Here is an 11,797-nt window from a genome sequence, read left to right on the forward strand (position 1 = left end):
AGACGTTCGTTCTCGCTGGTAGCTCATGGGTGGAACATTGACAATGGTGTGGGACTGGTTGGTCCTGGACTCAGTACGCTCCTTCGGGGGTTGGAACGGGCTAGGGCAGGGATGTTCTGCACATGCACGCTGTTGGGTCCTGAGGGACCGGGCCTCGTCCGAATGGGCGGGAAACGAACCTCTGGACCTTTTCTTGTTGGCCATAACTGGGCCGGCGGAGAAGGTACCGCCCGTACTTTGAGAACTACACAGTGGACGCGAGCATCTTAGATTCGAGACTTTCGAGTCTCGGATCACAAAAGATTTTAGGAACACCTTTCGGGGTGTTCCGACTAATCATTGGTCAATCTTGTGCCGGATTTATTCGGTGCAACGATCGATTCTAAAACTCATGTGATTTCAAGTTTCTAAGAGCAAACGGTGGATGCCTTGGCATCTGGAGCCGAAGAAGGACGTAGTAATCTGCGATAAGCCTCGGGGAGTTGATAAACGAACTTTGATCCGAGGATTTCCGAATGGGGAAACCCCGCTGGGCCCTTTGGGTGACCCAGTGACTCCCGCCTGAATATATAGGGCGGGTAGAGGGAACGTGGGGAAGTGAAACATCTCAGTACCCACAGGAAGAGAAAGCAAAAGCGATTCCGTTAGTAGTGGCGAGCGAAACCGGATCAGGCTAAACCGATCATGTGTGATAGCCGGCAGGCGTTGCATGGTCGGGGTTGTGGGACTTTTCTGCTGCTTCTGCCGAACAGTGAACGTTACAGATGAATATAGGCGAATGGTTTTGAAAGGCCAGTCATAGAGGGTGCCAACCCCGTAGCCGAAATGTTCTGATGGCGTGAAGAGTATCCCAAGTAGCACGGGGCCCGAGAAATCCCGTGTGAATCTGTCAGGACCACCTGATAAGCCTAAATACTCCCAGATGACCGATAGCGGACAAGTACCGTGAGGGAAAGGTGAAAAGTACCCCGGGAGGGGAGTGAAATAGTACCTGAAACCGTTTGCTTACAAACCGTTGGAGCCTCCTTGTAGGGGTGACAGCGTGCCTTTTGAAGAATGAGCCTGCGAGTTAGCGATATGTGGCGAGGTTAACCCGTGAGGGGTAGCCGTAGCGAAAGCGAGTCTGAATAGGGCGATTCAGTCGCATGTCCTAGACCCGAAGCGAAGTGATCTATCCATGGCCAGGTTGAAGCGACGGTAAGACGTCGTGGAGGACCGAACCCACTTCAGTTGAAAATGGAGGGGATGAGCTGTGGATAGGGGTGAAAGGCCAATCAAACTTCGTGATAGCTGGTTCTCTCCGAAATGCATTTAGGTGCAGCGTTGCGTGTTTCTTGCCGGAGGTAGAGCTACTGGATGGCCGATGGGCCCTAAAAGGTTACTGACGTCAGCCAAACTCCGAATGCCGGTAAGTGAGAGCGCAGCAGTGAGACGGTGGGGGATAAGCTTCATCGTCGAGAGGGAAACAACCCAGACCACCAACTAAGGTCCCTAAGCGCGTGCTAAGTGGGAAAGGATGTGGAGTTGCACAGACAACCAGGAGGTTGGCTTAGAAGCAGCCACCCTTGAAAGAGTGCGTAATAGCTCACTGGTCAAGTGATTCCGCGCCGACAATGTAACGGGGCTCAAGCACGCCACCGAAGTTGTGGCATTGACATTAGTGGTAGGCCTTCGTGGTCCAGCCGTGTTGATGGGTAGGAGAGCGTCGTGTGGCGAGTGAAGCGGCGGTGTGAACCAGCCGTGGACGCTACACGAGTGAGAATGCAGGCATGAGTAGCGAAAGACGGGTGAGAAACCCGTCCTCCGAAAGACCAAGGGTTCCAGGGCCAGGCTAATCCGCCCTGGGTAAGTCGGGACCTAAGGCGAGGCCGACAGGCGTAGTCGATGGACAACGGGTTGATATTCCCGTACCGGCGAAGAACCGCCCAAACTAATCCAGTAATGCTAAGTGTCTGAATCCCCGTGATCGAGGCCTTCGGGCTGAGACGTGTGGGCCTAGCACACGACCCTATGCTGGTGCGGTTAGCGTCTTAACAGGTGTGACGCAGGAAGGTAGCCGAGCCGGGCGATGGTTGTCCCGGTCTAAGTGTGTAACCCGAGAGATAGGCAAATCCGTCTCTCATTCAGGGCCAGGCACGATGGGTAGTCTTAAGTGACGAAATCGGTGATCCTATGCTGCCAAGAAAAGCATCGACGCGAGGTTCCAGCCGCCCGTACCCCAAACCGACTCAGGTGGTCAGGTAGAGAATACTAAGGAGATCGAGAGAATCGTGGTTAAGGAACTCGGCAAAATGCCCCCGTAACTTCGGGAGAAGGGGGGCCTGAGGCGTGAACGGACTTGCTCCGGGAGCGTTTGACGGCCGCAGAGACCAGTGGGAAGCGACTGTTTACTAAAAACACAGGTCCGTGCTAAGTCGCAAGACGATGTATACGGACTGACGCCTGCCCGGTGCTGGAAGGTTAAGGGAACGGTTAGCCGTAAGGCGAAGCTGAGAATTTAAGCCCCAGTAAACGGCGGTGGTAACTATAACCATCCTAAGGTAGCGAAATTCCTTGTCGGGTAAGTTCCGACCTGCACGAATGGCGTAACGACTTCCCAGCTGTCTCAACCGCGAACTCGGCGAAATTGCACTACGAGTAAAGATGCTCGTTACGCGCAGCAGGACGGAAAGACCCCGTGACCTTTACTACAGCTTGGTATTGGTGTTCGGTGTGGCTTGTGTAGGATAGGTGGGAGACTGTGAAGCGGGCACGCTAGTGTTCGTGGAGTCATTGTTGAAATACCACTCTGGTCACTCTGGATATCTAACTTCGAACCGTAATCCGGTTCAGGGACAGTGCCTGGTGGGTAGTTTAACTGGGGCGGTTGCCTCCCAAAAAGTAACGGAGGCGCCCAAAGGTTCCCTCAACCTGGTTGGCAATCAGGTGTCGAGTGTAAGTGCACAAGGGAGCTTGACTGTGAGACTGACAAGTCGAGCAGGGACGAAAGTCGGGACTAGTGATCCGGCAGTGGCTTGTGGAAGCGCTGTCGCTCAACGGATAAAAGGTACCTCGGGGATAACAGGCTGATCTTGCCCAAGAGTCCATATCGACGGCATGGTTTGGCACCTCGATGTCGGCTCGTCGCATCCTGGGGCTGGAGTAGGTCCCAAGGGTTGGGCTGTTCGCCCATTTAAAGCGGTACGCGAGCTGGGTTTAGAACGTCGTGAGACAGTTCGGTCCCTATCCGCTGCGCGCGTAGGAAATTTGAAAGGATCTGACCCTAGTACGAGAGGACCGGGTTGGACGAACCTCTGGTGTGTCAGTTGTTCCGCCAGGAGCACCGCTGATTAGCTACGTTCGGGATGGATAACCGCTGAAAGCATCTAAGCGGGAAGCCGGCCTTGAGATGAGATTTCCATGCCTTCGGGCGAGAGGCTCCCAGCTAGACTACTGGGTTGATAGGCCGGATGTGGAAGTGGGGACTAAAGACCCACGGAGCTGACCGGTACTAATAAGCCGATAACTTGATAATCATTACTCACACACATGTTGTAAGGCTGGTGTGTGGGGCCATGAGATTGCTTGCGTCCACTATGTGGTTCTCGATGTACGGTCGAGAACCGAACCAATCAGCTGATTGGTCCGTTCACTTTGATACATCAATAGTGTTTCGGCGGCCATAGCGAGAGGGAAACGCCCGGTCACATTCCGAACCCGGAAGCTAAGACTCTCTGCGCCGATGGTACTGCAGGGGGGACCCTGTGGGAGAGTAGGACACCGCCGGACTCCTTTTAGAAATGGCCACCCACGTATGGGTGGCCATTTCGCATTTAACAACACCACACAACCAACGACGTAGGCTGGGCAACGATCCCGCCACCCAACAGGAGAAGTCGTGAGCGAAACACCGGCAGACGACCAGAGAGACGCGCGCAGCGCCGACAATCGGGGCGGCGCATCCGGTGCACGCTCCGGCGCCCCGCGAGGGGACGGGAAGGGCCGCTCCGATAGTGGAGCAGGCCGCCCGAACCAGGGCAGTCGCGGAGGCTCCTCGGACGGGAACCGGAGCTCCGGATCTCGTGACGGCCAGCGCTCCGGCGGATACCGCGATGAGCGTCCGTCGCGCGATGGCGCCCGTACGGGCGACCGTTCGTCGGGCGGGTACCGCGGAGATCGCGCCCCCCGCGACGGCGGACGTGACGGTTCCAGCGGATACCGCGGAGACCGCGCCCCCCGCGAGGGTGGGCAGGGCGGGTATCGCGGGAACCGGGATGCGGCGCCGCGCGACGGATATCGCGGTAGGGACAGCGGCTCGAGCGACGGCAACCGCGGTTCCAGCGGATACCAGCGTGATGGCTATCGTGCACCCCGTGAGGGTGGGTCGCAGGGCGGTTACCGCAACGATCGTGCCCCGCGTGAAGGTGGTCAGCGTGACGGTTACCGTGGCTCTGGCGCCCCGCGTGAGGGTGGGTCGCAGGGTGGTTACCGTGGCGATCGTGCTCCTCGTGAGGGTGGGTCGCAGGGTGGTTACCGTGGCGATCGTGCACCTCGTGAGGGTGGGTCGCAGGGCGGATACCGCGGAGACCGTGGCCCACGTGAAGGTGGTCAGCGTGACGGTTACCGTGGCTCTGGCGCCCCGCGTGAGGGTGGGTCGCAGGGTGGTTACCGTGGCGATCGTGCTCCTCGTGAGGGCGGCTACCGCGCGGGCGGCGGTCGCGATGGCGAGCGTTCGAGCGGGTATCGCGGGGCCGGTGACGGTGCGGGTGCTCCGCGCAGCGGCGGATCGCGCGATGGGTACCGGGGTGCTCCGCGCGATGGCGAGAAGCGTGACGGATACCGTGGCGCATCCGGTGGGCAGCGCGGGGGAGCGCCGTCGGGTGGCCGTGGGTACGACCGCGACGGCGGATCGCACAACAAGGGCCGCGACGGTCGTGACGGGGGCCGTGGCGACAAGCTGTGGACTCGGGACGGCCAGCCGGCGCGCGGCGACCGCGACGCCAGGGACTACGAGCGCGAGCTCACCGAAGAAGAGCGCATGGCGCGTGAGCTTCGTTCGGTTCGCACCCGCCACGACGACCCCGAAATCCCCGAGAGCGTGCAGGCACGCGACCTCGACAAGGGTGCGCGCGTCGAACTGAAGACCCTCAGCAAGGACAACGCCGATTGGGTGGCGCGCCACCTGGTGATGGCGGCCCAGCTGATCGAGGAAGACCCGGAGCTCGCGCACTCGCACGCGCTCTCGGCTGCTCGGCGCGCTGGACGCATCGCCGTCGTCAGGGAGACGCTCGCGATCACCGCATACGCCACGGGCGACTACGCTCTCGCGCTGCGGGAGCTTCGCACCTACCGCCGGATCTCCGGGTTGAACGACCAGCTCGCTCTGATGGTCGACAGCGAACGCGGCGTCGGACGTCCGGACAGGGCGCTCGAACTGGGCCGCTCCGTGGACAGGGCGACTCTTCCGAACGACGTGCAGGTCTCCCTCGCCATCGCGATGTCCGGCGCGCGGCTCGACCTCGAACAGCCCGAGGCCGCGCTGGCCGAGCTGGAAATTCCTCAGCTCGACCCGAACAGGGCCTTCAGCTGGAGCCCGGACCTGTTCCACGCGTACGCCGACGTGCTCGGCGAACTCGGACGCGCCGAAGACTCCGAGGCGTGGCGCGAGCGCGCCACCCGGGCAGAGGAAGCCATCGGCGAATCCCTGTCGCTGGACGAGCACGAGACGGTCGACGTGATCGAGGAAGAGTACGAATACGAGTTCGACATCGACGGGGAGGACAGCATCGCGATCGGCGACGCAGGATCCGTTGAGGAGGATGCCGAGACCGTGCTCGAGCTGGAAGACGACATCGAGCTCGAGGACGACATCGAGCTGGATGAGGACGAGGACATCGACGGCGATGAGGAGCTGGACGGCGACGAGGCGGAGAGTGTCGACGAGGCCGTCACCGCTGCGACCGACGCGGCCGAGGCTGACGCCGCCACCGCTGTAACTGACGATGAGGACGACGCGGAGGATGACTCGACCGATGGCCCTGTTTCGCCGGAGCGCTAAGACCGTGACCCCGCTCGATGGAGTCGATCTGGTGCTGGCTGACCTCGACGGGGTCGTGTACAAGGGCGCTGACGCGATCCCGTATGCGGTCGAGAGTCTCAATCAGGTCGCTGAAACCGTGCGAGTCGGTTACATCACGAACAACGCGTCCAGGACCGACGCCTCCGTCGCTTCGCACCTCTCCGAGCTTGGACTGCATGTGCAGCCAAGCGACGTGGTGACCTCGCCACAGGCGGCGGTCCGGTTGCTCGCACAGCACGTGCCGGCCGGGGCGACCATCCTGGTCATCGGCGGTGACGGCCTGGTCGACGAGGTGCAGAAGGGCGGGTTCGCGGTCACGCGTTCGGCCGACGACGACCCGGCGGCCGTGATCCAGGGCTTCGCCCCCGAGATCGGCTGGACGCAGCTCGCCGAAGCGGCGTTCGCGCTGCAGGGCCGGACGGACGAGGAGCGGCCGTGGGTCGCGACGAACACCGACTGGACCATCCCGGTGGCGCGGGGGATCGCCCCGGGCAACGGGACGCTCGTGTCTGCTGTGCACACAGCGGCCGGGCGACTGCCCATCGTCGCCGGCAAGCCGGAGGTCGCCATCTTCGAGGAGGCGGTCACCCGATTCGGTTCGTCGAAGGCGCTGTTCATCGGCGACCGGCTCGACACGGACATCCTCGGCGCGAACCGGGCCGAGATCGACTCGGTGCTCGTGCTGACCGGCATCGACACTGCCAAGCAACTCATCGCGGCCGAAGCGAATTCGCGTCCGACCTACATTTTGAAGGATCTGCGCGGGCTGAGCGAGCCGTATCCGGTGACCGACTTCAGCAAGGACGGGCGCACGGCCACCGTCGGGAACGCCTCCGTGTCGATCGACGGCAACGATGTGCGCATCCTGAGCGACGGTGACGACGAACTCGATCTGCTGCGCGCCGCGTGTGCTGTGATCTGGGCGTCCGGGCGGGCGATCTACGGGCTCGAGGTTCCGGAGCGGCTGTACACCTGAACAGCCGGAGGGTGAGCGCTTAGAGAGCGGTCGCCCGCTCCACGACGCGGTAGCAGCGGCGCACCCTGTCGAGCCACCAGTCGCGGCGCTCGTCGTCGGCGGCGAGCGTGTCGAGCCTGGCACCGGACACGGACGGCCGGATGACGGGGATGCTTCCGCCCACCGGGAGAAGCGGTTCGTCGGTGACGTCGTCGACGAACATCGCCGCTGTCCCGAGCCCGCAATCGAATTCCAGGCTCGGCACAGCCGCTGCGAGGTGCGCTCCCATGGCGATGCCCACCGAAGTCTCGATCGCGCTGGACACGACGACCGGCAGCCCGGCCTCCGCGACGATGCGAAGCGCCGAATGGATGCCGCCGAGCGGCTGGGCTTTGACGACCAGCAGATCGGCGGCGCCCGCGCGCGCGACGGCGAGTGGATCGGACGCCTTGCGCACGCTCTCGTCGGCGGCGATCGGCACATCCATGTATGCGGTGCGGCGGCGGATCTCGACGAGCTCTTCGACGGTCGCGCAGGGCTGCTCGACGTATTCGAGGTCGAACGGGGCGAGAGCGTGGATGGCGTGCTCGGCTTCGTCGACGTTCCAGAGCGTGTTCGCGTCGAGGCGGATCCGGCCCTCCGGGCCGAGGTGCTCGCGCACAGCGCGGACCCGGTCGATGTCGTCCGCGAGGGCCTGGCCGGGTTCGGCGACCTTGACCTTCGCCGTGCGCGCACCGGGATAGCGGGCGAGGATCGCGGCGACCTGATCGGCGGGGACTGCCGGCACGGTCGCGTTGACCGGGATCCGGTCGCGGAGGGGAGTCGGTGCGGCGTGCCAGCCGAAGTCGATCGCGGCGTGCAGCCAGTGGGCGGACTCTCGGTCGTCGTATTCGACGAACGGGGAGAACTCCGTCCAGCCTTCCGGACCCTCGAACAGCACCGCCTCGCGGACGGTGATCCCACGGAATCGGGATGTCATCGGCAGCGCGACGACGCGTGCACTTGTCAACAGGTCGGCGAGCTCGGGCAACATTCCACAAGTCTGGCACGACCGGTCCGCACCGCAACGGTGAACCGTAGGCTGGGGGTATGGCACAAGCAGTTTCAGAGATCTTCGACGAGAGCGCGTGGAATGAGGTCGCCGGTTTCGGCGGGCTGACCGACATCACCTACCACCACGATGTCGACGGCCGGGTTGCGCGCGTGGCGTTCAACCGGCCGGAGGTGCGCAATGCGTTCCGGCCGCGCACGGTCGACGAACTCTATGCGGCGCTGGAAGATGCGCGGGCCAATCCGCGGATCGGGGTCGTGCTGCTGACGGGCAACGGTCCGAGTCCGAAAGACGGCGGGTGGGCTTTCTGCTCGGGAGGCGACCAGCGCATCCGCGGGCGCGACGGCTACAAGTATGCGGACGGTGAGACGGCCACCGGTATCGACGCGGCGCGCAGCGGACGGCTGCACATCCTCGAAGTGCAGCGGCTCATCCGGTTCATGCCGAAGGTGGTGATCGCCGTGGTTCCGGGATGGGCGGCCGGGGGCGGTCACTCCCTGCACGTGGTCTGCGACCTGACGATCGCGAGCGCCGAGCACGGGCGGTTCAAGCAGACGGATGCGGACGTCGGGTCGTTCGACGCCGGATACGGGAGCGCGTACTTCGCCAGGCAGATCGGTCAGAAGAACGCGCGCGAGGTCTTCTTCCTGGCGAGGGAGTACTCCGCGCAGCGTGCCTACGAGATGGGTGCCGTGAATGCGGTGGTGCCGCACGCAGAGCTGGAGAGCACGGCACTGGACTGGGCCAACGAGATCCTGACCAAGTCGCCGACGGCCATCAGGATGCTCAAGTTCGCGTTCAACGCGGTGGACGATGGGCTGGTGGGGCAGCAGGTCTTCGCCGGCGAGGCGACGCGGCTCGCGTATGGAACGGACGAGGCGGTCGAGGGCCGCGATTCGTTCCTGGAGAAGCGGGAGCCGGACTGGTCGCCGTTCCCGTGGCAGTTCTGAGCGGGATCGTGCGAGCGCGGAGGGTGATGTGACGCGAGCGCTGCGGGTGGTCGAATCGTCGCGGCCGATGGAGGTGTTCGAAGCACTGCGGGAGGCGCTCGGCGGGGGTGGGCCCTCAGTGGTGCCTCGGGACCGTGGTGCGGGCGGTGCGGGTGCGGGTGATGGTGCTGCGGCTGCGGCTGCGGGTGATGGTGCTGCGGCTGCGGCTGCGGGTGCGGGTGCGGGAGTGTGGCCTGGCGCGGACGAGCGGGTGGGGCAGAACGTTGCGCTCGTGATCGAGACGTCGGGGTCGACGGGAGTGCCGAAGCGGGTGGCGCTGTCGGCGGACGCGCTGCTGGCGAGCGCTGCCGCGTCGGCGGGGGCGATGGGCGGACAGGGGCAGTGGCTGCTCGCTCTGCCTGCGCACTATGTGGCGGGGGCGCAGGTGCTCGTGCGCTCGATCGCGGCGGAGACGGAGCCCGTCCTTTACGGGGACGGGCATTTCGATCCTGCGCGGTTCGCCGAGCTGGCCGGGCAGCTGGAGCACGATCTGCGGTTCGTCTCCGTGGTGCCGGTGCAACTGGCGCGGCTGGTCGCTGCGACAGAAGCAGGCGACCGGGTGGTGGGCGCAGCGCTGCGGAGGTTCGACGGCATCCTGGTCGGTGGGCAGGCGCTGACACACGAACTGCGGGAGCGTGCGCTGGCGGCGGGGGCGCGCATCCTGAGCACCTACGGGTCGAGCGAGACGGCGGGTGGGTGCGTGTACGACGGGCGGCCGATCGGGCCGACGATCGTGCGGGCGGTGGACGGGATGCTCGAGATCGCAGGGCCGGCGCTTGCGGAGGGATATCTCGGCGACCCGGACAGGACAGCCGAGGCGTTCCATGAGGCCGACGGGCAGCGCTGGTACCGGACGGGCGATCTGGGCACCGTCGACGACGGTGTGGTGACCGTGCTCGGGCGCGCGGACAACGTCATCATCTCGGGCGGCGAGAAAGTGCTGCTCGACTCGGTGGAAGGGGCTGTGCGGGCGCTGGACGGCTTCGGCGGAGCCGTGGTCGTCGCGGGCGACGATGCGGAGTGGGGGCAGGTGCCCATCGTCGTCGTCGAACGGGGGAGCGCCGTCGCAGCGACTGCGCTCGCCGAGATGCGTGCGCGGGTCGCCGAAGCGGTCGGGCGGGCTGCTGCACCCGCCAGGATCGTGCAGGTGGATGCGTTGCCCCACCTCAGCAGCGGCAAACCGGATCGCGTCGCGGCGCGGAAGATCGCGGCGGCTGCCGTCGGCGAAGGGGGAGCGCATCCCGTTGCCGAGGGCCGTGCGGGTGGTTCCGGTGCGGGGAGCGGGCGGCGACCGGACGAAACGGCATAGCGGTTGTTGTTACGATTCGCTCTGTGATGAGTCAGAACAAGCCACGCATGCAACGGATGACGCCCGCTCAGCGCCGCAACGGCGGCAAGAGCGGACGGCCGGGGGCTGCCAAGGTGAAGGTCAAGCCGGCCACCGCATCCGACTGGATCGCCGGAGCGCGGCTGCGCACGCTGCCGCTGGCCATCGCGCCCGTCATCATCGGCGTCGGCGCCGCCAAGGTCGCGGACGGCGTCGGCATCTGGCACCCGGTGCGCGCGCTGCTCTGCCTCGCCGTCGCGGTTTTCCTGCAGATCGGCGTCAACTACGCGAACGACTACTCCGACGGCATCCGAGGCACCGACCAGTACAGGGTCGGGCCGAGCCGGCTGACCGGGTCGGGCCGGGCGGCTCCCAAACGGGTGCTCACCGTCGCCCTCGTGTTCTTCGCGCTCGGGGCCCTCGCCGGGCTCGCACTCGTGCTGCTGACCCAGCACTGGTGGGTCATCCTCGTGGGTGCGGCGGCCATCATCGCCGCCTGGTTCTACACCGGAGGGAAGCGGCCGTACGGGTACTTCGGGCTCGGCGAGGTGTTCGTCTTCGTCTTCTTCGGGCTCGTCGCGACGGCCGGGACCACGTACATGCTCGCCGGGATCGTCAACCAGGAGGCCTGGTTCGGTGCGGTGATCGCCGGGCTCATAGCGTGCGCGGTCCTCATGGTCAACAACATCCGCGACATCCAGCCGGACAAGCAGGCGGGCAAGCGGACCCTGGCGGTGCTGCTCGGCAACGTCGCATCCCGGATCGTCTTCTGCGTGCTCCTGCTGGTCCCGTTCGCAATCCTGGCCGTGATCGCGCTGCTGTACCCGATCGCCTGGTTCGGGATGTTCGCCCTCCTGGCAGCGCTGCCCGCCTGCGCGATCACCCTGTTCGCCAAGACGCCGCGCGAACTCGTCACGGCTTTGCAGCTCACCAGCTTCACCGGGCTGCTGGTCGCCCTGGCGCTCGGAGCCGCGTACGCACTCTGAGTCGCGTATGCACTCTGCTCCGAGTATGCGCTCTGCGTCGCAGCTGCGCTCGGAGGCCGGCGAGGGTTAGCGGGGCGCTGACGGTTCACGATGGAACCGGCAGCGCGACGGGCTCAAGACGCCGTGTCGTGCCGTTCGGTGGCGTCGACCACAGCGTCCTCGGCGTCGTCGTCGACCGTGGTGGCCGGCTTGTCACGATGGGTGGCGTCGTAGAGGTCTTTCGAGACCGCGTTGCGCGGCTTGCTGAGGAAGATGTACGACAGGCAGAGCCCGATGAGGGCGGCGGCGATGACGGCGATCCACCAGTCGATGCGCAGCGCCAGCAGGATCGCGAGGGGGATCGCGAACATCAGCAGCCGGAGCACCGTGTATGTGACCCATGATGGAATGCGTTTCACCCTCCCAGCTTAGAGACACTCTCTGAGAGTTAC

The 11,797-nt window shown here is 64.5% G+C and carries 7 protein-coding genes and 2 rRNA genes; 7 read left to right on the top strand and 2 right to left on the bottom strand.

The window, feature by feature from the left end:
* The first annotated feature begins 397 nt into the window (after positions 1–397).
* The 4 genes from AC37TH_RS05095 to AC37TH_RS05110 all read left to right on the top strand — a co-directional run bounded on the left by AC37TH_RS05095 (position 398) and on the right by AC37TH_RS05110 (position 7,034).
* A 23S ribosomal RNA gene (locus AC37TH_RS05095) occupies positions 398–3,514 on the top strand.
* A gap of 137 nt (positions 3,515–3,651) precedes the next feature.
* A 5S ribosomal RNA gene (rrf, locus tag AC37TH_RS05100) occupies positions 3,652–3,768 on the top strand.
* Positions 3,769–5,017: 1,249 nt separating this feature from the next.
* Entirely contained in the window at positions 5,018–6,037 is a 1,020-nt protein-coding gene (locus AC37TH_RS05105) for a hypothetical protein (protein WP_490763258.1), read from the top strand.
* Complete coding sequence (locus AC37TH_RS05110; protein WP_490763259.1) at positions 6,012–7,034, top strand: HAD-IIA family hydrolase; 1,023 nt, start codon at positions 6,012–6,014, stop codon at positions 7,032–7,034. Before AC37TH_RS05105 ends, AC37TH_RS05110 begins: the two co-directional genes overlap by 26 nt.
* A 19-nt stretch (positions 7,035–7,053) precedes the next feature.
* On the opposite strand, the gene AC37TH_RS05115 is transcribed toward AC37TH_RS05110, so the two are convergent.
* On the bottom strand, positions 7,054–8,046 hold the full coding sequence (locus tag AC37TH_RS05115) for an o-succinylbenzoate synthase (RefSeq protein ID WP_490763260.1): 993 nt from the start codon (positions 8,044–8,046) through the stop codon (positions 7,054–7,056).
* A gap of 56 nt (positions 8,047–8,102) precedes the next feature.
* Between AC37TH_RS05115 and AC37TH_RS05120 the strand changes: the two genes are divergently transcribed.
* The 3 genes from AC37TH_RS05120 to AC37TH_RS05130 all read left to right on the top strand — a co-directional run bounded on the left by AC37TH_RS05120 (position 8,103) and on the right by AC37TH_RS05130 (position 11,366).
* On the top strand, positions 8,103–9,014 hold the full coding sequence (locus AC37TH_RS05120) for a 1,4-dihydroxy-2-naphthoyl-CoA synthase (RefSeq protein WP_490763261.1): 912 nt from the start codon (positions 8,103–8,105) through the stop codon (positions 9,012–9,014).
* A 250-nt stretch (positions 9,015–9,264) separates the two neighbouring features.
* The gene (locus tag AC37TH_RS05125) at positions 9,265–10,362 is read left to right on the top strand and encodes an AMP-binding protein (protein ID WP_490763262.1); all 1,098 of its coding nucleotides are present in this window, start codon (positions 9,265–9,267) and stop codon (positions 10,360–10,362) included.
* Between the two features lie 26 nt (positions 10,363–10,388).
* A complete protein-coding gene (locus AC37TH_RS05130; protein ID WP_490763856.1) occupies positions 10,389–11,366 on the top strand; it encodes a 1,4-dihydroxy-2-naphthoate polyprenyltransferase in 978 nt (325 codons plus the stop codon).
* A gap of 113 nt (positions 11,367–11,479) precedes the next feature.
* On the opposite strand, the gene AC37TH_RS05135 is transcribed toward AC37TH_RS05130, so the two are convergent.
* Positions 11,480–11,764, bottom strand: a complete 285-nt coding sequence (locus tag AC37TH_RS05135; protein ID WP_490763263.1) for a DUF4229 domain-containing protein — start codon at positions 11,762–11,764, stop codon at positions 11,480–11,482.
* Between the last annotated feature and the right edge of the window lie 33 nt (positions 11,765–11,797).

Source organism: Leifsonia sp. McL0627 (assembly GCF_058244615.1).

Excerpts from the sequence above, each read along its gene's own strand:
- AC37TH_RS05110 (WP_490763259.1), top strand. The coding sequence starts at position 6,012 with ATGGCCCTGTTTCGCCGGAGCGCTAAGACCGTGACCCCGCTCGATGGA.
- AC37TH_RS05115 (WP_490763260.1), bottom strand. The coding sequence starts at position 8,046 with ATGTTGCCCGAGCTCGCCGACCTGTTGACAAGTGCACGCGTCGTCGCG.
- AC37TH_RS05120 (WP_490763261.1), top strand. The coding sequence starts at position 8,103 with ATGGCACAAGCAGTTTCAGAGATCTTCGACGAGAGCGCGTGGAATGAG.
- AC37TH_RS05105 (WP_490763258.1), top strand. The coding sequence starts at position 5,018 with ATGGCGCGTGAGCTTCGTTCGGTTCGCACCCGCCACGACGACCCCGAA.
- AC37TH_RS05130 (WP_490763856.1), top strand. The coding sequence starts at position 10,389 with ATGAGTCAGAACAAGCCACGCATGCAACGGATGACGCCCGCTCAGCGC.